This window comes from Sphingobium yanoikuyae, assembly GCF_013001025.1.
Taxonomy (GTDB): Bacteria; Pseudomonadota; Alphaproteobacteria; order Sphingomonadales; family Sphingomonadaceae; genus Sphingobium; species Sphingobium yanoikuyae_A.
The window spans coordinates 1,744,994-1,768,426 of record NZ_CP053021.1 but is presented as its reverse complement, the minus strand read 5'-3'; the positions used below and the strand labels follow the sequence as shown (position 1 = coordinate 1,768,426).

20 protein-coding genes are annotated in these 23,433 nt (G+C 61.5%); 15 read left to right on the top strand and 5 right to left on the bottom strand.

All coding sequences use genetic code 11. The features are described 5' to 3' along the window. Window position 1: 1 nt before the first annotated feature. On the bottom strand, window positions 2–1,141 hold the full coding sequence (locus HH800_RS08880; protein ID WP_169860786.1) for an acyl-CoA dehydrogenase family protein: 1,140 nt from the start codon (window positions 1,139–1,141) through the stop codon (window positions 2–4). Between the two features lie 113 nt (window positions 1,142–1,254). Here HH800_RS08880 and HH800_RS08875 point away from each other — a divergent pair, with 113 nt between their 5' ends. The 3 genes from HH800_RS08875 to HH800_RS08865 are packed head-to-tail and all read left to right on the top strand — an operon-like array spanning window position 1,255 to window position 3,782. Then, on the top strand, window positions 1,255–2,091 hold the full coding sequence (locus tag HH800_RS08875) for an SDR family NAD(P)-dependent oxidoreductase (protein ID WP_206379203.1): 837 nt from the start codon (window positions 1,255–1,257) through the stop codon (window positions 2,089–2,091). Beyond that, window positions 2,088–2,867, top strand: coding sequence for a FadR/GntR family transcriptional regulator (locus HH800_RS08870; protein ID WP_169860785.1), 780 nt, complete (start codon window positions 2,088–2,090; stop codon window positions 2,865–2,867). Before HH800_RS08875 ends, HH800_RS08870 begins: the two co-directional genes overlap by 4 nt. Window positions 2,868–2,897: 30 nt before the next feature. Next, entirely contained in the window at window positions 2,898–3,782 is an 885-nt protein-coding gene (locus HH800_RS08865) for a crotonase/enoyl-CoA hydratase family protein (RefSeq protein ID WP_169860784.1), read from the top strand. 50 nt (window positions 3,783–3,832) lie between these two features. Here HH800_RS08865 and HH800_RS08860 read toward each other — a convergent pair whose 3' ends face one another. Further along, on the bottom strand, window positions 3,833–4,621 hold the full coding sequence (locus HH800_RS08860; RefSeq protein WP_169860783.1) for an SDR family oxidoreductase: 789 nt from the start codon (window positions 4,619–4,621) through the stop codon (window positions 3,833–3,835). Window positions 4,622–4,918: 297 nt separating this feature from the next. Here HH800_RS08860 and HH800_RS08855 point away from each other — a divergent pair, with 297 nt between their 5' ends. From HH800_RS08855 to HH800_RS08835, 5 genes are read left to right on the top strand one after another with little or no spacing between them, the layout of a single operon-like run. Continuing rightward, window positions 4,919–5,236, top strand: a complete 318-nt coding sequence (locus HH800_RS08855) for a 2Fe-2S iron-sulfur cluster-binding protein (protein WP_235682065.1) — start codon at window positions 4,919–4,921, stop codon at window positions 5,234–5,236. Window positions 5,237–5,271: 35 nt separating this feature from the next. Further along, window positions 5,272–6,747 (top strand): aldehyde dehydrogenase family protein, encoded by a 1,476-nt coding sequence (locus HH800_RS08850; RefSeq protein ID WP_169860782.1) that lies wholly within the window; start codon window positions 5,272–5,274, stop codon window positions 6,745–6,747. A 3-nt stretch (window positions 6,748–6,750) separates the two neighbouring features. After that, a complete protein-coding gene (locus HH800_RS08845) occupies window positions 6,751–7,176 on the top strand; it encodes a VOC family protein (RefSeq protein ID WP_169860781.1) in 426 nt (141 codons plus the stop codon). Between the two features lie 24 nt (window positions 7,177–7,200). Beyond that, entirely contained in the window at window positions 7,201–8,469 is a 1,269-nt protein-coding gene (locus HH800_RS08840) for a cytochrome P450 (protein WP_235682064.1), read from the top strand. A 27-nt stretch (window positions 8,470–8,496) separates the two neighbouring features. Next, on the top strand, window positions 8,497–9,243 hold the full coding sequence (locus HH800_RS08835) for an SDR family oxidoreductase (RefSeq protein ID WP_169860780.1): 747 nt from the start codon (window positions 8,497–8,499) through the stop codon (window positions 9,241–9,243). Between the two features lie 129 nt (window positions 9,244–9,372). Here the strand turns inward: HH800_RS08835 and HH800_RS08830 are convergent, their stop codons facing one another. The 3 genes from HH800_RS08830 to HH800_RS08815 form a co-directional block, all read right to left on the bottom strand. Further along, on the bottom strand, window positions 9,373–10,470 hold the full coding sequence (locus HH800_RS08830; RefSeq protein ID WP_169860779.1) for an L-serine ammonia-lyase, iron-sulfur-dependent, subunit alpha: 1,098 nt from the start codon (window positions 10,468–10,470) through the stop codon (window positions 9,373–9,375). 90 nt (window positions 10,471–10,560) lie between these two features. Beyond that, window positions 10,561–11,460, bottom strand: coding sequence for a M20/M25/M40 family metallo-hydrolase (locus HH800_RS08825; RefSeq protein WP_235682063.1), 900 nt, complete (start codon window positions 11,458–11,460; stop codon window positions 10,561–10,563). A 1,802-nt stretch (window positions 11,461–13,262) separates the two neighbouring features. Beyond that, complete coding sequence (locus HH800_RS08815) at window positions 13,263–13,820, bottom strand: TetR/AcrR family transcriptional regulator (RefSeq protein WP_169860778.1); 558 nt, start codon at window positions 13,818–13,820, stop codon at window positions 13,263–13,265. Window positions 13,821–13,978: 158 nt separating this feature from the next. Between HH800_RS08815 and HH800_RS08810 the strand changes: the two genes are divergently transcribed. The 7 genes from HH800_RS08810 to HH800_RS08780 are packed head-to-tail and all read left to right on the top strand — an operon-like array spanning window position 13,979 to window position 23,420. After that, window positions 13,979–15,085, top strand: a complete 1,107-nt coding sequence (locus HH800_RS08810) for an acyl-CoA dehydrogenase family protein (RefSeq protein WP_169860777.1) — start codon at window positions 13,979–13,981, stop codon at window positions 15,083–15,085. Next, complete coding sequence (locus tag HH800_RS08805) at window positions 15,082–16,272, top strand: acyl-CoA dehydrogenase family protein (protein WP_169860776.1); 1,191 nt, start codon at window positions 15,082–15,084, stop codon at window positions 16,270–16,272. The genes HH800_RS08810 and HH800_RS08805 overlap by 4 nt, the downstream gene beginning before the upstream one ends. A 49-nt stretch (window positions 16,273–16,321) precedes the next feature. Continuing rightward, entirely contained in the window at window positions 16,322–17,437 is a 1,116-nt protein-coding gene (locus tag HH800_RS08800) for an NAD(P)-dependent alcohol dehydrogenase (protein ID WP_169860775.1), read from the top strand. Further along, the gene (locus HH800_RS08795) at window positions 17,434–18,774 is read left to right on the top strand and encodes an aldehyde dehydrogenase family protein (protein WP_169860774.1); all 1,341 of its coding nucleotides are present in this window, start codon (window positions 17,434–17,436) and stop codon (window positions 18,772–18,774) included. Before HH800_RS08800 ends, HH800_RS08795 begins: the two co-directional genes overlap by 4 nt. A 20-nt stretch (window positions 18,775–18,794) precedes the next feature. Next, the gene (locus tag HH800_RS08790; protein ID WP_169860773.1) at window positions 18,795–21,098 is read left to right on the top strand and encodes a CaiB/BaiF CoA-transferase family protein; all 2,304 of its coding nucleotides are present in this window, start codon (window positions 18,795–18,797) and stop codon (window positions 21,096–21,098) included. Next, window positions 21,095–21,901 carry a crotonase/enoyl-CoA hydratase family protein gene (locus tag HH800_RS08785; protein ID WP_169860772.1) on the top strand — a complete coding sequence of 269 codons (807 nt, stop codon included), beginning with the start codon at window positions 21,095–21,097 and terminating at the stop codon, window positions 21,899–21,901. Before HH800_RS08790 ends, HH800_RS08785 begins: the two co-directional genes overlap by 4 nt. Next, complete coding sequence (locus HH800_RS08780; protein ID WP_328805847.1) at window positions 21,840–23,420, top strand: acetyl-CoA acetyltransferase; 1,581 nt, start codon at window positions 21,840–21,842, stop codon at window positions 23,418–23,420. Before HH800_RS08785 ends, HH800_RS08780 begins: the two co-directional genes overlap by 62 nt. Window positions 23,421–23,433 lie beyond the last annotated feature (13 nt).

Here is a 23,433-nt window from a genome sequence, read left to right as displayed (position 1 = left end):
TCTACCCCTTCGGCAGGTCAAGCGCGCCGCGCGCTATCAGGTTGAGTTGCAACTCGTAGGTGCCTGCCGCGATGGTCGCAGCGATGTTGCCCCGATGGAATTCGCGCAGGATCGCGTCGCCGCCCGCCAATATGTCGGGCAGATACTCCATCAGGAAATGGGTGAGATCCGTGCAGGCCTCAGACGCGGCGATGCGGCTGATATTGCCGTTGACGCTGGGCGGCGCCTGCCTGGCGCGTTCGTCGACGACGACATAGGTCAACAGGCGGGCTGCCTCGAACTTGGCATGGATACGGCCGACCCTCGCCTTGATGATCGGATCATCGCCGCGCCCCTCCGCTGCCAATCGTGCGATGGCGCGATCGAGCAGCTTTCTGCCTACATGATAGCGCGGAATGCCGACCCGCTCGAAGCCGAGCGCATAAGTGATGATGTCCCAGGCCTTGCCCTCTTCCCCCACCCGGGCGCTGTCGGGCACGAACAGGTCGGTAAAGAACATCTCGTTGAGATGCCCTTCGCTCACGAGCCCCGGAAAAGGCTTCACCTCTATCCCGGCTGAATCCATCGGTACCAGGAAGATGGAAATCGCCTTGCGCTCCGCGCCTGTGCGCGCGAGCAGGAAACAGAAATCGGCCTTCCCCGCATAACTGGTCCAGATTTTCTGGCCGTTGACGACATAGCCGCCCTCCACCTTCTGCGCGCGGGTCTGGAGCGCGGCCAGATCGGTGCCCGCCCCCGGCTCTGAATAGCCCTGGCACCAGATTACCTCACCCCGCGCGATCCGGCCCAGATGCTCGGCCTGCTGCCGGGGCGTGCCATATTTCATGAGCGTCGGCCCAAGCCAGTTGACGTTCATATATTGGGGGCCGCGCGGTTCCCCGCGCTGTTTCATCTCTTCGGCCAGTATGAACTGTTCCCATGGATCGGCGCTTCGGCCGCCCCATTGTTCGGGCCAGTGACGCACCAGCAGGTCGCGTTCGGCCAGTTGCGGGCAGAATGTCCGGCTGAAGGCGATCTGGTCGGCCGATCCATAGCCCTGGGGCGCATAATGGCTGTCCCAGTCCGCCGGGAGCAATTCTTCGAGCGCACCCCGCACCCGCTCGCGATACGCCCGCTGGTCGTCGGTCCAGGCGAACTCCATGGCCATCTTCTCCTGCCGTGGCCGATTCATGCCGACCCTGAACCCATCTGATATTGACAGGGTTTCCATGTCAATATCAGATGGGTTCCTTGATAAGTGGCACGGAGAGAGGAATGATGTTCGACCTGACGGGCAAGACCGTGGTGGTGACGGGTGGTGGCCGGGGTATCGGACGCGGGATCGCCCGCGCCATGGCAATGGCGGGTGCCGATATCGTGATTAGCGGCCGCAGCCTGTGTCCGCTGGAGGAGACAGCCACAGAATTACGCGCATTAGGTGTCCATGTCGTTGTCGCTCCCGGCGACATCATGAGCCATCGGGGCATAGCCGACCTGGTCGCCGCAGCGCTGGCGCTCAAGGGGCGCGGGCGCATCGACTGCTGGGTCAACAATGCCGGCAGCGCGACGCCTGCCGATGTCGGCCCGCTGATCGACATGGACGAAGGGCAATGGGACCGGGTCGTCGACCTCAACCTCAAATGGACCTTCTTCGCCGCGCAGGCTGCCGCGCGCGCGATGCGGGACATCGGGGGATCGATCGTCAATATCTCCTCGCGCTCCGGCTCTCAGCCTTGCCCGATGACCGGCAATTACGGCGCGGCAAAGGCGGGCGTGGAAAGCCTCACCGCGACCATGGCGGTCGAATGGGGGCATCTCAATATCCGCGTGAATGCCATTGCGCCCGGTGTTGTTCTGACCGAAAGCTCCTCGGCGATGGATAGCGAGAATCGCCGCCGCCGCCAGATCGAGACCGTACCCCTGCTGCGGCTGGGCGTGGTCGACGATGTCGGCCCACTCGCCGTATATTTCGCCGCCGACGAAAGCAGTTGGACGTCGGGCACGGTGGTACAGGTGACGGGGGGCAGCCGCATTCCGGTGGGGGCATTGACCTATCTCCACAAGCGCAGCCAGGAAGCGTTCGCACGCAGCGCCGACAGGGGCGCGCCATGACTGACCACGCCCCGATCCGCCAACGCGCGTCCGACGCGATCGCCGATCAGTTGCGGCGCGAAATCGCGGCTGGCGCTTTTGCCGACGGCCTGCTTGATCCTACGCCGCAACTGATGCAGCGCTTCGGCGTGTCGCGCCCCACCTTGCGGGAAGCATTCCGCATCTTGGAAAGCGAGCGGCTGATCGAGGTGCGCCACGGCAGCCGCACGGGTGTCCGCGTCCGGCAACCAAGTGGCGAAGGCGCGGTGCGGATGACAGGCCAGACGTTGCAAGCGGCTGGCACGACGATCGAACAGCTTTACGAGGCCCGTCTAGCCTTCGAACCCTTTGCCGCGCGGCTGGTCGCGCAGCGCTGCGACCGGCGCGATATCGGTCGCCTGCGGGGCGCCCATGCCGATCTCGACGGACTGCTGGAGGCCAGGGCCTGGCCTGCGCTCGGCGCAGCGATGGCCCGTTTCCATCATCTGCTGGTCGAACTAACCGGCAACCAGATGCTCACCCTGACTGCCGATACCATCGCGACCCTGCTCGAACGGCACCAGCGAAACCGCAATGCCGCCCTGCACGAGCCGGCCGATCCAGATGCGTCCTGGCTGGCCTTCCGCGGCCTTGGCGTCCGATCGGTCGCGCGTCTGATCGCGCTGGTAGAGGCAGGCGAAGCCAATGCGGCTGAAGTCCATTGGCGCTTGCACGTCGAACGCGCCAATGACTATTGGCTCAAGGATGAGGATCGCCATGCCGTCATCGACGTGATCGGCGATCGCGGCGCACGCTGAAATATTAGCGCATAAGGAGAGAAAAGCCTTATGTTCGAAACGATCCGCTATGACGTGGCCGACGGAATCGCCACCATTACGCTCAACCGGCCCGATCGGCTCAACGCCTTCAATCCGACCATGGCGCAGGAACTGATCGCCGCGTTCGACCGCAGCGATGCGGATGATCTGGTGCGTGTGGTCATTGTTACCGGCAAGGGCCGGGGCTTCTGTGCCGGCGCAGATCTGGAGGCGGGCGCCGACACCTTCAACTATGCCGTCCGCGACGGCGGGCCCATCAGCGCGGACGGCAGTATCGACTGGTCCCACGCAGAAGTGCGGGATAGCGGCGGCCAGGTGACGCTGCGCATCTTCAACAGCCTCAAGCCCGTCATTGCGGCGATCAATGGTCCCGCGGTGGGTGTGGGCATTACCATGACATTGCCGATGGACATCCGCATCGCGTCCGATGGCGCCAAGATCGGTTTCGTCTTCGCCAGGCGCGGCATCGTGCCGGAAGCGGCGTCGAGCTGGTTCCTCCCCCGGCTCGTCGGCATCAGCAAGGCAATGGAATGGTGCGCGACCGGTCGCGTCATGCTGGCGGACGAGGCACTGGCCGGCGGCTTGTTGCGATCGGTCCATGCGCCCGGCGCACTGCTGGGCATTGCGCGAGAGATCGCCCGCGAGATCGCCGAGAATACTGCTGCCGTTTCGGTGTCGCTCATGCGACAGATGCTGTGGCGCGGCCTGGGCATGAGCCACCCGATGGAGGCCCATCGCATCGACAGCCGCGCCGTCTACGCACGCGGGCGCAGCGCTGATGCAGGCGAAGGCGTCACAAGCTTCCTGGAAAAGCGCGCGCCAATCTATCCTGACAAGGTCAGTCAGGACATGCCGGGCTTCTATCCCTGGTGGGAGGAACCCGCCTGGCGCTGAACGGCAGAAGTGCCAGCGGCGCCGCCTTTTTTGCGGCGCCGTCCTGAAGGTCAGTGCCTGTTAGCCCCCGACCTGCTGAGCGAGTCGGGCGTTGCGGGTTTGGCCGAGCGAGCCTCCACAAGATCAAGATTTATGTCGGGGGGCAGCGAAACCATGGCCACCAATGTTTGGGCCATAGTCGTCGGCTCAGCAAAGTCGCCGGTGAAACTGGCATGTCCGGTTTCCTGGATCTTGGCGAAGAAGCGCTGGGCCACCTCGCCATCCCAATGCTGGCCTCCGGTACCGCCTGCCACCGACCCCGAGCGCAGCACCGACACGCGGATGCCGTCACTGCGCAATTCGTCGCGCAACCCTTGCGACAGGGCTTCGACCGCCGCCTTCGTCGCGGCATAGACGGTGAGATAGGGAAAGGGCATTCGCACCGATTCCGAACTGATCGTCACGATCTGCCCCCGGGATTTGCGCAGGTGCGGGATCGCCGCCCGGATGCACCAGATCGGTCCCATCAGGTTGACCGCAACATGCTGTTCCACCTGATCGATGGTCGCATTTTCGACCAGGAACGGATGAAAGATGGCGGCATTGTTGACCAGCAGGTCGATGCGTCCGAAACGATCCGCCGCAGCAGCGATTGCCGCATCGACAGTCTCCGCGTTGCCGACATCGCAGGCAAATCCCGCTGCCATGTCGCCATGTCGCGCGACTACCGCATCGAGTTCACCCGACGCGCGGGCCAGGCACGCCACGCGCGCGCCTGCCGCCACCAGCGCATCGACGAAGTGACTGCCCATCCCCTTGGATGCTCCAGTCACGACTGCAACTCTCCCCTCTAACGTCATGCATCATCTCCTATGTTCAGCCTGCTGGACTGCGCCGCATCCCGAAGACGACAGCCGGCGTGTCTGCAATTTCTATCGCAATATCGCGCCGATGACCCGACTCCCCCCTGTCCACACGCCTAATGAGCAGGCTGCGCGGCAGCACATTCAGCAAGGTATTTTCCAAAATCCGATTGTCGTCCGATCACCGACCAATATCGACTTGAAACAAATATATTTCATTGTATCATAATCCGCAACATAATGATGAATAAGTTCCGCCGGCGGGATCGGCGGTACGTATGTGGGAGAATGTTCGTGGTCAAAGTTCGAGCCGTTCTTCGTGGTGGCGATCTGCATCAACTGGATGCGCCGCCGGGAACGAGCCTGATGGAAGCACTGCGCGACTCGGGCGTCGACGAGATGCTGGCCCTATGCGGCGGCTCCCTGAGCTGTGCGACCTGTCATATAATCGTCGATGATGACTGGATCGACCGTGTCGGCCAGGCAAATGCCGACGAGAACGACCTGCTTGACAGCAGCGACCATCGCACCGCCACATCTCGCCTGTCATGCCAGATCAGGCTGGACGACGCGCTCGACACCCTGCGCGTGACAATCGCGCCGGAAGACTGATCCCCGAAAATATCGCCCTTTCAAGAGTATATCGGATGACAATTCTCAAGAATAAGAACACGCTTTACATCAACGGCGAATGGGTGACGACCACCCACACGGAAGCGGTCATCAATCCCGCGACGGAGGACAATATCGGCGATGCGCCGGTCGGCACGCCTGCCCATGTCGAAGCGGCGATCGCAGCGGCCCATGGCGCCTTTCACAAAGGTCCGTGGCCGCGCCTTTCGCAGCGGGAACGCCAGGTCAAGATGAGCGAATTTCTCGACGCCATCGACCGACGCGCCCAAGAAATCATCGCTCTGATCGTCGCGGAAGCCGGTTCGACCCAGATGCTCGCGCAATTCCTGCAATATGGCATCCCGATGCAACATGCACGGGCCGCGATCGAGTTGTCGGGCCGCCCTGCGATCACGCCCCTGCCGGTTGAGACCACGCCCAATTCGCAAGGCACGACCACGCTTGGCGCAGGCGTCATGGTGCGCGATCCTGTTGGCGTCGTGTCCGCGATCACCCCCTATAATTTCCCTTTCTTCCTGAATGTCGGCAAGGTCGTACCTGCCCTTCTGATGGGCAACACGGTCATCCTCAAGCCGTCACCCTACACCCCGTTCGAAGCGTTGATCCTGGGCGAGATCGCCGACGAAGTCGGCCTGCCCAGGGGCGTTTTCAACATCGTCACCGGCGATGTCGCGGCGGGTGAGGTGCTGACGACCGACAAGCGGATCGATCTGGTGAGTTTCACTGGGTCGGACAAGGTCGGGTCACTGATCCAAGCGCAGGCGGCGCCGACATTGAAACGGCTGGTGATGGAACTGGGCGGTAAGTCCGCACTGATCGTCCGCCCCGATGCCGATCTTCAGGGCGCGGCGATGAACGGCTTGATGGGCTTTACCGTTCATTGCGGCCAGGGCTGCGCATTGCTAACCCGCCATCTGGTCCATAATTCGGTCAAGGCGCAATATATCGAGACATTGAAGGCGATGGTCGCCCATGTAAAAGTCGGCGATCCGGCTGATCCGACCAGCACCATGGGTCCGCTGATCCGTGAAGTCGCGCGGACGCGCACCCAGAATTATGTCGACATCGCGCTGTCTCAGGGCGCCAGGTTGGTCACGGGGGGCAAACGCCCCGCAGGCCTGGACAAGGGCTTCTTCTACGAACCGACCTTATTCACCGACGTGGAAAACCACCATCGCATCGCGCAGGAAGAGGTGTTCGGCCCGATCGGCGTGGTCATCGGCTACGATACGGACGAGGAAGCGATCACCATCGCCAACGACAGCGATTTCGGCCTGTCTGGTGCGGTCTTTTCCGCCGACGTCGGCAAGGCCTATGAGATCGCGCTGCAACTGCGCACCGGCGGAGTCGCCGTCAATGGCGGCGGTGGCAAGATGTCCAGCTACGCGCCGTTCGGCGGCATCAAGCGATCGGGTTACGGACGCGAATATGGCTATGAGGGCATCAACGAATTCACGAACATCAAGACAATCAGCTTCAAGGGAGGATGAGCGATGCAGCCGCGCATCAACATGATCATGACCGCCGCAGAAAATGTACCTGCGCTACGGCGATTCTATGAACAGGGACTGGGATGGACCGCCTGGGGACCGGCTTCCGACATGTCGGTGCTCTACAAGGTCGGGACGTCCATTCTGGTCTTCCTGAACGCTGACTATCAGGCGCAGGAAAGCGGCCTGCCCAAGGCCGACGGCGTCAAGTCGATCTGGGCGATCTTCGTCGAATCCAAGGAGGCGGTCGATCGCGTCTTCCAGAAGGCGATCGATGCCGGCGCTACCGTCGCCAGTCCGGTGCGCGACCGCGATATGGGCCTCTATTCTGGCTATTTCGCCGACCCGGAAGGTAATGGCTGGGAAGTCGTATGGAGCCCGCAGATGCCGATCGGTTCCGATGGCGGCCTGACGCTACCGGGACAATGAGCGCTTTTGCAGAGGAACTCCATCATGGCTGAACTTGCCGCTATCATGCTGAGCCAACCGCCCCAAGAGCCGGTGCGGATCGACGTGCCCGCACCCGACCATGTGCCGCGCGAACTCATCTACGACTTGCGCGCCTATCAGGGGCAATTGCCCAATACCTGCCCTGAACCCTATGCCCATACCGAAAGGCTCCGGGCGGCGGATATTCCCCCGGTAATGTGGTCGCCCTTCCCTGCCACATGGATCACCAGCGGCTACTGGGTGCTGACCCAGTACAAGGATTGTGCGAAAGTCTATCAGGACAGCGCAACCTATGGATCGCACGGTCAGGCGGACTTCCAGAAGCTACTAGGCGAAACCTTCAAATGCATTCCGCTGTCCTTCGACGGCGCGGCTCATATGTCCTATCGCCGCTTCCTCAATCCCTGGTTCACCGTCAAGGCTGTGGCCGAGATGGACGCAGACGTCCGCGCGCTGTGTGACGAGATGATTGACGCGTTTCTGGCTAAGGGCGGTGGCGATTTCGCCTATGACTTTGCCCGCGTCTTCCCGGTCAAGGTGTTCTTCAATCTCATGGGGTTCCCCCATGCGGTACTCGAAGAGTTTCTCGCCTGGGAATATGACATCCTTCATTCGCGCGATTTCGCGAAAATGGGCGCGGCGGTGGCAGCCGTGCTGGCATGGCTGCGTGACTTCATCGCACAGAAGGAGAAACTGCCCGATGACAGCCTGTCATCGAAGATCGTAAACGGCGAGATCGAGGGTCGCCCACTGACCGCCGACGAGAAAATCGGCACCATGTTCTTCTTGTGGCTGGGCGGGCTGGACACGGTCGCATCGACGCTGGGACAAATGTTCCGCAGGCTAGCGCTCGACCATGCCCTCCAGCAGCGGCTGCGCGATAATATCGCGCTGATCCCCGGCGCAATCGAGGAATTTCTGCGCGTCCAGCCTCTGGTCTTCTCCTTCCGCCAACTCAAGAAGGACCAGATCCTGCATGGCGTCGCGATGAAGGAAGGCGACTGGGTGCAGGCTCTGACCTCCGTGAGCAATTTCGATCCAGAAGCCTTCCGATGCCCGCGCGACTTTGATCCTGAGCGCAAGGCGAACCGGCATTTCACCCTCGCGAGCGGGGCACATCTGTGCATGGGAGCCCATCTGGCCCGACAAGAAATGAAAATCGCGCTGGAACATTGGCTCGCGCGCGTGCCGATGTTCAGTATCGCCGATGGCGACAGACGGGAAGTACTCCCAGGGCTGCTATCGGTCTCGCATCTGGACCTGACCTGGTAATAATCGATATATCGAAAAGGAGAGTGTATGCGTTTCGAAAACAAGGTCGCAGTCATCACCGGCGCGGGACAGGGCATCGGCGAGACCTATGCCAAGCGGATGGCCTCCGAGAGGGCAAAAGTCGTCATCGCTGAACTGAACGAGGAACAGGGCCGGCGGGTCGCCAGCGAGATCGGCGAGGCGGCGATCTTCGTCAAGACCGACGTATCCGATCCCGCATCCTGCCAGGCGCTCGCGGATGCCGCCATGGCCGCGTTTGGCGGGGTTGACTATCTAATCAACAACGCTGCGATCTTTGCCGGAATGCGTTACGAACCGCTGATGAGCGTCGACATCGACTATTATATGAAATTCATGGCGGTGAACTTGCACGGCGCGCTGTTCGTCACCCGCGCGATCGTGCCGTTGATGGAGGCCCGCGGCGGCGGCGCGATCGTCAACCAGTCCTCCACCGCCGCCTATCTGTCAGGCAGCGTCGGTGCCTATTACGGTATATCCAAGCTCGGCACCAATGGACTTACCATGAGTCTGGCGGCGGAACTTGGGCCCAAGAATATCCGCGTCAACGGCGTCGCGCCCGGACCGACGATGACCGGTGCAATGCAGCAGGTCGACGAAAAAGTGATCGCAGGCATCGTCGCCCAGATGCCACTCGGGCGCATTGGCGAAACCGACGAACAGGCCAATGCCGTATTGTTCCTGTTGTCTGACGAAGCTTCCTTCATCACCGGCCAAACGCTCTGCGTCGACGGGGGTATGATCCGCAAGCCCTAGACCACGCGAGGGGAGCCCAAGGCGATCTAAATGCCGGCCTGCTTTTCTGAGAAGAGCCGGCTACTATCACATTAGCGCTGCTGCGACATTCCAAGGACGAAAAATCTCACGCCTTTCAATGCTCTCATATTAACATACGGCGGCATTGAGGGCGAGGCCGCCCAGACTGGTCTCCTTATACTGGGATTTCATGTCTTCGCCTGTCTGGCGCATCGTTTCGATCACCGCGTCTAGGCTGACATGGTGGGCGCCATTGCCGCGCAACGCGAGATAGGCGGCGTTGATCGCCTTGATCGCACCCATGGTATTGCGTTCGACGCAGGGAATCTGGACGAGGCCCCCGATGGGATCGCAGGTCAGGCCAAGATTATGCTCCATGCCGATTTCCGCAGCATTTTCGATCTGTGCGTTGGAACCGCCCATAGCGGCCGCCAGCGCCGCCGCCGCCATGGAACAGGCAACTCCGACTTCGCCTTGGCATCCCATCTCCGCCGCCGAGATGGACGCATTCGTCTTGTAGAGCATCCCGATCGCCGCCGCGGTATACAGCATGTATCGGGCGCCGCGATCATCCGCTCCGGCAATGAAATGGCGATAATAGCGGATGACCGCGGGCAGGACCCCGGCTGCGCCATTGGTGGGCGCCGTAACGACGCGGCCGCCGGCGGCATTTTCTTCGTTGACGGCCAGCGCCACCGGACGCGCCGTAGCCTCATCGGCCTCGCCGATCACCGTTCCGCCGCCGATCGAGAAATAGCGTTTCTCGATCGTCTTGCCGTCCGGCAGCCAGGCGATGAAGCGCAGCCCGTTGAGATGTTCGGGCAGAAAATGGGGATCAAAGCGCAAATCGCTGCTCTCGCAAAAGGCGACTGATTGCCGGCCACCCAGCGCCAGGCATTTACCGCGCCGTGCCGATGCGACGATGTTCGCAATCTCGTCCGGGTCGACGCAATCGGGTGTCCAGCCGGAAAGCCCAAGCAGTACGCCGACATTGCTCAAATGGCCCCTGCCGGTCAGCGCCAGCGAGCCGAAGAGCGTGCATTCGATCCGTGCCGGGCGCAGGTACGAATGCGCCAGAAATTCGGCAAAGCGCCAGGCCGCACGCATCGGTCCGACCGTGTGGGAACTGGATGGGCCGATACCGACCGCGAACAGGTCGGTCAAGCCCAGAGCGCGCGTACTGCAGGCGCGCGCAGGACGGGGCGGATCGCAAAACAGATGGTCCATGATGTCACTCCCACGCACGGGCGCGCTGGCCCGCGTGCGGAGGCGGCATTCCGCCTCCGCGTAGATCATTTTTTCGGATGGCCGTGCTGCCTATTTCGGCTGCGCAGCATCCAGCACGGCGAGAGTCAGGACCGTCACCCCCGTGCGGATTGCCGAGACGGGATCGGGCGCGAAATAGGGGGAGTGATTGACCGGCAGTGGTGCGCCGTGCTTCTTGTAGTCAGCGATCATGTCCGGGGAGAATGATCCGATCCCGATCATGACCGACGGGACCCCGGCGTCGATGAAGACGGAAAAGTCCTCGCTCGCCGCCCCGCCCGGCGCGCTGGCGGGCGCGACTTCCACCTTTTCGCCCCAGATGGGCGTCAGGATGGCGCCCAGGCGACGGATCATCGCGGGATCGTTGACCACGGCCGCGGTGCCGCTGAGATAGTTGATCTCCGGCGCGGGCGCGCCCGCCATGTCTGACACCGCCTTTGCCGTCCGGCGCACGCCATCGTTCAGTATTGTGCGATTGACCGCCGAGAAGGACCGCAGCGACAGTTTCAGGTTTGCCGAATCCGGGATGATGTTGCCCACCGTCCCCGCGTTGAACGCGCCCACCGTAATGACGCCGAAGGCTCCAGCGTCCTTCTCGCGGCTGATCACCGTCTGGACGTCAGAGACGAAATGCGCGCCCATGACCACCGGGTCGATCGTCGCCGACGGCATGGAGCCATGGCCGCCGCGCCCTTTGAAGATGATTTCCAGCGCGTCGGAGGCGGAGGTGCTGACGCCTTCTTTCAGCTTGACGCTGCCGGCGGGAAACGGGCCGACATGCGCGGCGAAGCCGATGTCGGGCTTGGGGAAGCGTTCGAACAGCTTGTCGTCCAGCATCGCCTTCGCACCGCCCACCGTCTCTTCGGCCGGCTGGCCGACAAACATCAGCGTGCCCTTCCACTGATCCTTCATCGCCAGCAGCGCCTGCGCAGTGCCGACCCACCAGGTCATGTGGGCGTCATGACCGCAGCTATGTGCTGTCGGCTGCGGCTTGCCGTCCACTATTTCCTGCGAGCGGGCTAAATAGGACGTCTGCACCAGAAGCGAACGGCCCGCCTTCGAAAAGTTGAATTACCATCCGAGCCGCAGGACTGGATATCGTCGACAACATCGCGGCCAGGAAGGAGGGACACGCCCGACAATGGCATCACCTATCGATGAAGCGACGCGGAAATCCTTACGACAATCTATGGACGCCTCCTGCGCAAGATTCTTATTGATGTCGAACCCAGCTTCGGGTGCAGAAATTAATATGGCCCGTTGCCGGGGCGATCACCCACCTGGCCAACGGGATCTGCGACCCCGCCATCATAACGCGATCGGCGTTGAGGGCCATGTCGTAGGTCAGGGTCAAGAACGCGGTTCCTACCATCTCGCCATCAACCTTCGTCTCGCAGGCATCGCCTCTTCCACGCCAATCTCTTCTGCCCGTTCAGCTTAGTCAAGACGGACCGAACCGCCTGATTAGCCATGGCAACGATATTCTTGGTAAACCCCGTCGGTCGATATCGGTCTGGAACCAGAGTGATCGCGCATCGGTCTTCGTCTTCAAGCGCGAAGCCACAGCGCGGGCCCCAGGTACCAACAGTCGGCGTAAAGAATGGGTCGCGCGCCGACCGACACCGCCGAGGCAAGATTTTCCGCCGGGAGAATACTATCATGGAACGGGGCCGATCCAAGCCACCATCTCGCGTCCGGTTCGGAACTGATGCGGGTCGCCTATGCGGGCGACAAGCCTCTTGTAGACCCTCTCTATTCGCCCCTTCACCCTCTCCTGCTCTTTAAAAGTCTCGTGGGCCATCGCCGAAATCCTGGCGTCGCCGAGCGCGACACGGACCGTGATAAAAGGAGCGCTGCGTCCATTGTGGAATGATCAATCGCACCTCTCGACTTCTACGATGAACAACCGCCTCCAACAATGCTCAGTGGTCGCACATGCCTCCATTGCGAAAAACTTCGGATCAAACTTCCCGAACAGCGCCGGCAATCCCTGTCGGCCGAAACGCCGCGATATAACCTGCTCGTTCAAGTTGATTCCGTGCGCGTGGAATGACTGCTTCGCCAGGTCGATAGCCAGCACCTGCGTCTCACTTCCCCCTGCTTCTCACCGAAACATGTGCTCATGAGAAGGCAATAAGCGGGAGACATCCATTCGATAACGCTAAGGCGGAAAGCATCACGAAAACGCTCAAGGTCGAGGCGGTTTACTCGGTTGCGCTCGAGACTTTTCAGGATGTCCCCCCTCTTCATCCGTTCATCGACGGCGTCTGCAATCGACGCCGACTGCATTGCGCTTTGGCTATTTGCGCCCGGTCCAGTTTGAGAAACTACACGCCAGGGCCATGGTCAAATCGGCAGCCTGAAACCTGACCGACGCTGAGACGATGCCATTGATGTTTTGGTCGCAATCCGCAAGCGGTTCCCGCGGATGCAGTATATCTTCGACAACGAGGGCTACGCCGGAGCCAAGCTTGATTTGCTTGCCACAAAAGGGGGCTGGACCACCAAAATCGCTAAACGATCCGACGGGGCTACTGGCGAGGCGGTCTTGCCCCATCCGTGGGTGGTCGAACGCACTCGCTTGGCTCGACAGGTGCTATTGTCTCGCCAAAGAGTGGGAAGGCCTTATCGTCTCATCCACCGTCGGGGCACTCATCGCTTCAATTCGCATCCTCCCACAACGAACCGCAACATATTATTGAAATTGGCGAATCTACGAATCGAGCGATGAGATCAATACCTTCACTTGTCGGTCAACTATCTGATGTCTTCAAAAGCCGCGCGCCCGACAAAATCACATCGACGGTTTCTTTGATAAATATTTTCGAATTTGCCAGCATTTTATTTCGCAACTGTGGCGGCGTCGAGATTATGCGATTAGTTATTCCACCGATCAGCAAGTCCATGATGAGGCCCGGCTTCGCTTCAGCAGGTAATTCTCCCCTATCGAGCGCACGCCTAACGATGCGCCTCCCCTGCAGCACCATCAATTCTCGATAAGGTGCGGCAAATGCTTGGACCTCCTGGAACCGTCGGGCATCTGTTCGCAATTGGAGAGCCACCTCGCCATAGTTGCCGGCAAAAATATCAAACGTACGTGTCGCGAGCGTAAGTAGATCGTCCCGGATATTTCCATTGTCGATGGCGATGATCCAGTCAAAGCGCTGCACCAAAGCCGCTTCCAACAGAGACTCGCGCGATTTCCAGCGTCGATAGAGCGCGTCCTTGCTGACATTCGCACCCCGCGCCACCCCGTCCAGGTTGAACCCCTGCCACCCGACCTGCCCGTAAAGGCGCAGCGCCGCTTCCATGATCTTTATCTCGATCGCGGGGTTCCTAGGCCTCCCGCGACCAGGACGTTCAGAGGCGTCACCGGCATCTAAGGTCACTTGAACAAACCCCTCGAATCATATACCGACGATATCCGTCTGGTAATTGCAGAAGTCTGAAATAGCAGGAGAGCGGCGGCATGACCATGATTAGTCCCGAAGAACGGGCGGCTATGCGCGAAGGGTTTGGGCGACTGCTCGCCGAGAAGTGCGCTGAGGCAGATATTCGCCGCGTGATGGCCACGCAAAGCGGCAACGACCCTGCCCTGTGGACCGCCATGGCGGACATGGGAATCACCGCATTGATGGTATCGGACGACCATGGCGGCATCGGCGCGGGTATGGTCGAAATAGAAGAGATTATGGAGGAGGCTGGCGCCGCGTTGCTAGCTGGCCCCCTTCTGTCCAGCGCTTTCGTCGCGGCGAGCCTGATCGGCCTTTCGCACGATGCCGATGCCAAGGCACGGCTGTTGCCCGCCATCGCTTCAGGCGAGAAGATCGCGACGGTCGCATTTACCGGCGACAGCGGAAGCTGGGACGTAGCCGGTGTGACGGCGACGGCGCAACCGCAGGACAATCAATGGATATTGAACGGCGCGGCGTCCTTCGTTCTGTCGGCCAATCTTGCCAACGTGCTGCTCGTCTTTGCGCAGACCCCCGGCGGGCTTGGTTGTTTCGAGGTCGATTCCGCCCATGTGCAGATCGAACCGCTACAAAGCTGGGATCCGTCCTTGCGCCTTTCGAAGATCATGTTCGACCAGACGCAAGCGGTGCATATTGCAGGCGTCGACCACGCCACGTTCGAACAGACGCTCGATGTCGCGCGGGTCGCGCTGGCTGGCGAACAGGCCGGTGCGTGCCGGAGGATATTCGACATCACCGTCGATTATCTCAAGACACGCGTGCAGTTCGGCCGGCCGATCGGCGGATTTCAGGCGATCAAACATATAGCGGCAGACCTGTTGATCGAGGTGGAGTCTGCAACATCTGCCGCGCGGGCTGCCGCGCGAGCGCTCGACACCGATGCGCCGGACAAGGATGTGCTGATAAATTTGGCCGCGTTCGCCTGTGCCGATGCTTTTTCGCAGGTCGCGGCGACCGCGATCCAGATGCACGGTGGGATCGCCTTTACCTGGGAACATCCCGCCCATCTTTATCTGCGCCGGGCGCGAGCCGACGCGCAACTGTTCGGACAATCGGATACGTACCGTGAACGTTTCGTCGCGGCGATGGAGAAAGCAGCATGAATAGTGATGCAATGACCATAGGGGATGAAGTCCGCGCCTGGCTCGCCGATCATTGGGATGCTGAAAGCCGGCGCGCCAAGGCCGGCGGTTCGCTCGCGCAATGGATGGATCGGGTGGTGGAAGCCGGTTGGGCTGTGCCCAGCTGGCCGACCCAATGGTGGGGTCGCGGACTGGACAAGAAGTCCGTCAGCACCATCGTCAACGAATTTCGCAAGGTGGGCGCACCCGGCGCGGGTCAGGACAGGACGAATATCACCGCAAACAGCGTGATGCAGTTCGGCAGCGACACGCTTAAGCGCAAGATCATTCCCGAATTTCTGACGGGTCGGGCGCATCAGTGCCTGCTCTATTCGGAACCGGGCGCGGGGTCCGATCTGGCGGCGGTACGAACGCGGGCGGATTTGCAGGGCGATCATTATGTCGTCACCGGACAGAAGGTATGGACGTCGGGCGCGCAGAATGCCGACTATGGCCTGCTGATCGCACGCACCGACTGGGACGTGCCCAAACATGAAGGGCTGAGTTTCTTCATCATCGAAATGCGCCAGCCCGGCATCGAAATCCGCCCGATCAACCAGATCACTGGCGACAGCCACTTTAACGAGGTGTTCCTGGATGGGGCGACCGTACCGGCCGAAAATCGCGTTGGCGACGAAGGCCAGGGGTGGAAGGTGATGCAGACCGCGCTGGCCGTCGAACGGCTGGTGATGGGCGATGGCGCAGGCGAGCGGCGCCAGGGATCGTCCAAGAATAATGTCGTCAGCCTGATCGATATTGCCCGCGAGGCTGGCAAGATCGACGATCCGGTCGCGCGTCAGGACATCGCTCAGGCCATGGCCTATCGCCAGCTCAACGCGCTCAACATGCTCCGCGCCAAGCAGGACATGGCGCAGGGCACGGCGTCGCCCATCATGTCGCTGGGCAAGCTGGCGATGAGCCGCATCCTGCATGAGGATGCCCGCGTGATGACCAAGCTGCTGGGCGCGGCGTCGATGCTGGACGGGGCGGAACATGAGCGCGCGGCGGACATTAATTATCGCACCGCCAATGCCTATATGACCTCCATCGGCGGCGGCACGGATCAAATCCAGCGCAACATCATCGGCGAACGTGTCCTTGGCCTGCCGCGCGAAACGGAGGCCGACCGTAACCTCCCCTTCCGGGAATCCCGCGCCGTCACCGGCTGATCGGGGCGTTACGCCTGCAAGAACCAACCAATATTTCGGGGTGCGTGATATGGAAATCCAAGCCGCCGTTGCGCATGGCAACGGCCAACCTTTGATGATCGAGGCGATCGACCTGGACGAGCCGCAGGCGAACGAAATCCTGGTGCGGATCGTCGCCACCGGCATTTGCGGGACGGACCTTGGCATATTGAGCCACGCGCCGCTTCCCTGGCCCGCAGTGCTGGGCCATGAAGGGGCAGGCATCGTCGAGCATGTGGGCAGCGCCGTCACGGGCATTGCGCCGGGCGATCATGTCGTACTGACGACGACATCGTGCGGACACTGCGCAACCTGTCAACAGGGACAGCCGTCCTTCTGTATGCGTTTTCGCGCCGTCAATATGTCCGGCGGACGGCGGGCGGACGGCAGTTGCACCCATCATCAGCATGGCAAACCGGCCTTTGGCGGTTTCCTTGGCCAATCCTCCTTCGCGGCCTATGCCCTCGCGACCGAGCGCAACGCGATCAAGATCGACAAGGATCTGCCGCTCGACGTGATGGCCCCCTTCGGCTGCGGCATTCAGACCGGCGCGGCGGCGGTTCTCAACACGCTCAAGGTGCAGGCAGGCAAGAGCCTCGTAGTATTTGGTGCAGGCGCGGTCGGCCTTTCGGCCCTCATGGTGGCCAAGATCGCCGGTTGCGGACCGCTCATTGTCGTCGATACCAAGGCGGATCGCCTCGCGCTGGCCATGGAACTGGGCGCGACGCGCACGATCAATCCGCTGGAGGAAGATGCCGTAGCGTTGCTCCAGGCCGATGGTGGCGTGGATTATGCCGTCGAGGCGACGGGCATCGCGTCGGTCATGGAAAATGCGGTCAACGCGCTCGGCGTTAACGGGGTCGCCGTGCTGGTCGGCGTCGCGCCGGGGCAGAAGGTCGCGATCGATCCGACCGCTCTCCAGAGCCGCGGCCTGACCGTCATGGGAACGATCATGGCCGGGCGCGACGGTGTGCCGGCTCTGTTCGTGCGCAAACTCATCGACTTCTGGAAGGAAGGCAAGCTGCCGGTCGAAAAGCTGATCCGCTACTATGAATTTTCCGAAATCAACGAAGCGATCGCGGCGGCCAAGGACGGATCGGCGGTCAAGCCGATCCTGCGCCTGCCGATGAATGGAGAAGCAGCATGACGGTCGTCGCTTCCGACCAGCAGGCAATCGAGCGCGTCTTTGCGGCGCAGCGCGCTAATCGCGTAGCTCTCAAGCGGCGTTCGGCCGATGAACGGATCGCCCGGCTGACGGCGCTGCGCACGGCGATCGTCGCGCGCACCGATGCCATCGACCAGGCGCTTAACCTCGACCTGCGCAAGCCTCTTGCAGGCGCACGCAATGCCGAAATCGGCTCGGTGCTGGCGGAAATCGACATGGCCTGCGCCGAACTGGCCGCCTGGATGGCACCCCTGCGGATCGAGCCATCGCCACATTTCGCGGGCAACGACACCTTTATCCAATATGAGCCGCGCGGCGTCGTTTTGCTGCTAGGACCATGGAATTTTCCCTTCTCGCTGGTTTTCGCGCCGCTCGTGCCGATTATCGCGGCGGGCAACGCCTGCATCGTGAAGCCCAACGAAATGCAGCCCCATACGTCCGCGCTCACCGCGCAGATCATCGCTGACGTGTTTCCCGAAAATGAAGTGGCCTGTTTCGAAGGGGGCGTACCGCTGGCCGAAGCGCTCCAGAATTTGCCGTTCGACCATGTCTTCTTCACCGGCAGCCCCGCCATCGGCAAACGGGTGATGGCGGCAGCGGCCAAGCATCTGACCAGCGTGACGCTGGAACTGGGTGGGAAATGTCCCGCGATCCTTGACGCCGATTATCCGCTGATCGACGCCGCTGGCAAGATCGTCGCCGCCCGGTTCAACAATGCCGGGCAGCTTTGTCTGTCGGTCGACCATGTCTGGGTGCCCAGGGCGCGACGCGATGAACTGGTCGCCATGCTCGGCGCCGTTATCGACAAGATGTTCTATGTGGACGGCACGCTCCAGAAGGACCGCCTGGCCCGTATCGTCGACGAGCGCAATTTCGCGCGGGTGCAGGGCCATGTCGATGAAGCCGTCACACATGGCGCCACGGTCGCCAAGGGCGGCGCTTCCCAAATGGACGACCTTACCATCGAGCCGACGATCATCATCGATCCGCCGCTTGATGGCGGCCTGATGCAGAACGAGATTTTCGGGCCTATCCTGCCGGTCATAGCCTATGACGATGTGGACGAAATCGTCAATCAGGTGGACCGGACGGGCAAGCCTCTGGCCATCTATCTGTTCAGTCATAACGAAGCTTTTGTGGATGACATACTCGATCGAACGTCATCCGGCGGCGTGACGGTCAATCATGTGCTGATGCATTATGCCGAACATAAGCTGCCCTTTGGCGGCGTAAATGGCAGTGGCATGGGCCGATACAAGGGTATTTACGGCTTTCACGAACTGTCCAACGCACGATCGATATTCGTCCAGAAAAAGTAATCTGCGGGGAGCAGGATGATATGACGGCAGCTGACATGGCCTCGGGCGGATCGATGGCGGGCAACAGGCCATTGACGGGGGTCCGCATAATCGACGTTGTATCCGGGCCGATGGGGGCGATCGCCCGCACCTATGTCGAGCTTGGCGCGGATGTGGTGCGGATCGAGCCTGTGGCGGGCGCGGATGATCGTCGACTCGGCATGTGCGTGAATGGCACAAGCATAGATTTCGTCACGACAAATCTTGGCAAGCGGTCCGCCACGCCCGATCGCTTCGATGCGTTGGTGGCGGACGCCGACATCGTGATCGCGCCGCGTGGTGAGATCGACGTCGAGGCGCTGATGGCGGGTCATCCCGCGCTGGTCATAGTGTCCGTGTCCGATTTTGGCGACACGCCCCATTTCCGCGAATGGATCGGCTCTGGTCCCGTCTTCCATGCGCTTTCCGGGGAATTATCGCGATCGGGCATTCCGGGTCGCCCGCCCCTGCTGCCCCCCGGCGATCTGGCGATCGCTTGTGCTGCGGTGCAGGCCGCCTATGCCAGCCTGGTCGCCTATTGGCAGGCGCTGGTGACCGGGCGTGGCGATCATCTGGATTTTTCGGTGCTGGATGGCGTTACCCAGGCGCTCGATCCAGGCTATGGCATCGCGGGTAGCGCAACGGCGGGCGTGCCCGCCAGCAAATTGCCGCGTGGCCGCCCCGAAGCGCGCTTCATGTATCCGATCCTGCCTTGCGCGGATGGCTTTGTGCGCATCTGTGTGCTGGCCCCGCGCCAATGGCGGGGCATGTTCGAATGGATGGGACAGCCGGAAGAATTTGCCGACCCCGCTTTCGACAAACTGCAAAACCGCTTTGCTTCGAAAAGCTTGCTGCCCGCCATTGCGCGTTTCTTCGCGGGGAAAAGCCGTCACGAAGTGGAACAGGAAGCCGAGCGCTTCGGCGTACCCGCCGCTGCCGTGCTGGACCTGGACGAAGCGCTGGTGACTGATCAGATCATGGCGCGGCGCGCCTTCGTGCCCATAGATATCGCGCCTGGAATCGTAGCGCCCGTGCCCGATGGCGTCATTGAAATCGACGGGGTGCGGATGGGTGTCGCCGGGCCTGCGCCTGCGCTGCCGCAACCCGACATTCAATGGCATCCGCGCACGCCCCTGTCGCCCGACAAATGCGCTGGCGACCGTCCCTTTAGCGGTCTGCGGGTACTGGATTTCGGCGTGATCGTCGTGGGGGCAGAGGGGGGACGATTGCTCGCAGACCAGGGTGCCGACGTTATCAAGGTCGAAAGCTCCGCCTTTCCCGACGGTAGCCGCCAAAGCCGCGTTCCCGGCCTGATCGCGCCCACCTTCGCCACGGGACATCGCAACAAGCGCAGCCTTGGCCTCGACATGAAAGACCCGCGTGGCAAGGCGTTGTTACTCGACCTGATCCGCCAAAGCGACGTCATATTGTCCAATTTCAAGGGCGGTACGCTTGAATCGCTCGGCCTGGATTATCAATCGCTCCAGGCCATTAATCCGGGCATCATCGTGGCGGATAGTTCCGCATTCGGGCCTAGCGGTCCTTGGTCGCGCCGCATGGGCTATGGTCCTCTCGTGCGGGCATCGGCAGGATTGACGATGCAATGGCGCTATCCGGGGGAAGCGGACAGCTTTTCCGACGCCATCACCGTCTATCCCGATCATGTCGCAGGGCGGATCGGTGTGATCGGCGTAATCGCCCTTCTGATCCGGCGTCTGCGCACCGGACGAGGCGGTCAGGTGAGCGTCAGCCAGGCAGAGGTGATGCTGAGCCACATGGCCTCGAAAATCGCCGCCGAAGCAATCCAGCGTGCCGGTTTCACGATAGACGAGGACGCGTCGACATCGATGATCTATCCCTGTGCAGGGGACGATGAATGGTGCGTGGTAACGATCCGCAATGCGGCGGATGAGGCGACCGTCGCGCAGGTCACGGGCGGATTGCCTCTGGCGGACTGGCTGGCGACGCGGACGCCGCATGATGCGATGGACAGGTTACAGGCCGCCGCCATTCCTGCCGGCGCCATGTTGCGTGTGTCGGAGTTGCCGACATTCGACTATTATGGCGAACGCCGCTTCTTTCGCACCGCCGTCCACCCTCATCTGGACGAACCGTTCACAGTGGAGGACGCGCCCGTCGTGGCGGATCGCCTGCCCAAGCCGCCCGACCGGCCTGCACCTCTTTTGGGCGAGCACACCATAGAAGTGGTGCGCAAAAAGCTGGGACTTCCCGACGCAGATATCAGCGACCTTTTGAAAGCGGGAATATTGGAGCAGTTCGTACTGCCACAGGAGAAGACGATATGAGCCAGATCTTGCCCGAAGACGCCGTCATCGTCGAACGACGCGGCCATGTCATGCTGATCACGCTCAATCGGCCAGAGGCGCGCAACGCCGTCAACCATGCCCTTTGGATCGGCGTCGGCAGCGCCTTGGCGGAGGCTGAGCGCGATGTGGATGTTCGCGTGGTCGTCATTACCGGCGCGGGGGACCAGAGTTTTTGCGCGGGCGCGGATCTGAAAGCCCTGTCGCGCGGAGAGCGGATTGCGCCGGAAGACCCGGAACAACTGGGCTGGGGCTTTGCCGGCATTGTGAGCCACCCCATTTCCAAGCCGATGATCGCAGCGGTCAACGGCACTGCTTTGGGTGGCGGCACCGAAATCGCGCTGGCTTGCGACCTGGTCGTGGCGGCAGACAGCGCCAACTTCGGCCTACCCGAAGTGAAGCGCGGGATATTGGCCGGTGCAGGCGGCGCGTTCCGCCTGGTTCGACAATTGCCACACAAGATCGCGATGGAAATGCTGTTGACCGGCGACCCCATCGATGCCTCGCGCGCAATGGCGCTCGGTCTGGTGAACGCCGTGGTGCCGCGAGTGGACCTGATCGATGCAGCGATCGCGCTGGCAGAGCGAATAGCAGCGAATGCTCCGCTTTCGGTTCAGGCCAGCAAGCGGATAGCCCTGGGGATCGAGGATGGCGCAATTGCCAGCGACGACGCCCATTGGGCGGCCAACCGACGCGAAAGCGCTCTGGTGATGCGCTCCGAAGATGCGCGCGAAGGGCCCCGCGCCTTTGCCGAGAAACGTATGCCAAGTTGGAAGGGGCGCTGATATGTCAAACATGGCTCTTGATCCAGAGTTGATCCCGGTCATTGTCGGCGTCGGCCAGATCAACGATCGCCCCGTCGATCCGCAGGCGGGGCTGGATTCCTTCGGCCTGATGGCAGCAGCGCTACGCGCTGCGGATGCAGATGCGGGCGGCGGATGGTTGACGGATCTCGATTCATTGGCGGTGGTGGATCAGATTTCCTTCCGCAAACTCAATCCGATCGCCCCGTCGCTGGCCGCAGCGCTTGGCGCCTCACCAAGGCATATAGAACAGACCCCGATGGCAAGCGGCGACAGTCCCATATTGCTGTTGAACGAAGCGGCAAACAGGATCGGTGCAGGCGAGATCAGGATCGCCGCCATCGTCGGCGGCGAAGCGTTACGGACTGCCGCCCAGCGTGCCGTGCAGGAACAGGGCACGGCCGTTTCCGCGCAAAATGCCTCCCGTGCGGCATCCACCCGCAAGGTGGCTAATTTCCGCCAGCGTTACGGTCTGACCGCGCCAGTCGACGTCTATCCGCTCTACGAAAATGCCGGTCGCGCTGCCTATGGACAAAGTCTTGCCCAAGGGCAGCGGGAGTCCGCTGAGATATGGTCCCGCTTTTCAGAGGTCGCCGACGCCAATGAAGGGGCCTGGATACACAGGCCCGCATCGATCGACACGATTGAAACGCCGACGGTGGACAATCGGCCGATCGCCTTTCCCTATACCAAGCTGATGGTAGCTAATTCCTCGGTAAATCAGGGCGCTGGCTTCATCGTCACCAGCCTTGGCGAAGCGCGTCGACGCGACGTGGCCGAGGATCAGATCATTTATGTCGGCAATGGCGCTGCCGCGCATGAATGCGACGATCCACTTGGCCGTGATCGCTATGACCGATCGCCCAGCATGGACGTGTCGATCCTGCGCACGCTGGACCTCAATGACGTCACCGTCGCCGACATCGATCTGGTGGAACTCTATAGCTGCTTTCCCTGCGTGCCCAAAATGGCGCGCCGGACGTTGGACTGGCCGATCGAAAAGCCCGCGACAGTGTTCGGCGGCCTGACCTTCGGCGGCGGTCCTATCGGCAATTATATGAGCCACGCCGTCGTCAGCATGGTGCAACGATTGCGAGAGGGCGGGCGTCTGGGCCTATTATTTGCCAATGGCGGTTTTGCTACCCATAATCATACCATAATATTGGGAAGCAAGCCCATCACGGCGGCCCAGTTTCCTCGGAACTTCAACTATCAGGCGGAGGCTGACGCTCATCGTGGCGATGCGCCGCCGACGATCGAGACTTATGCTGGCCTGGCAGCGATAGAAACCTATACCGTGCTGTACAAGCGGTGCGGCACCGTGAAACACGGCGTGATCGTCGCGCGGACGACAGACGGCGCTCGCACTCTCGCGAAGGTTCCAGCAGAAGATGGCGACACTATTGCTCTTCTGATCGATGGGCAGGTTGAACCTGTCGGCAAAATTGGAGAAATTATAGCTGCAGCAAACGGCGATCAAATCTGGCGCCTCCAAAACTGAACTAGATCATTAC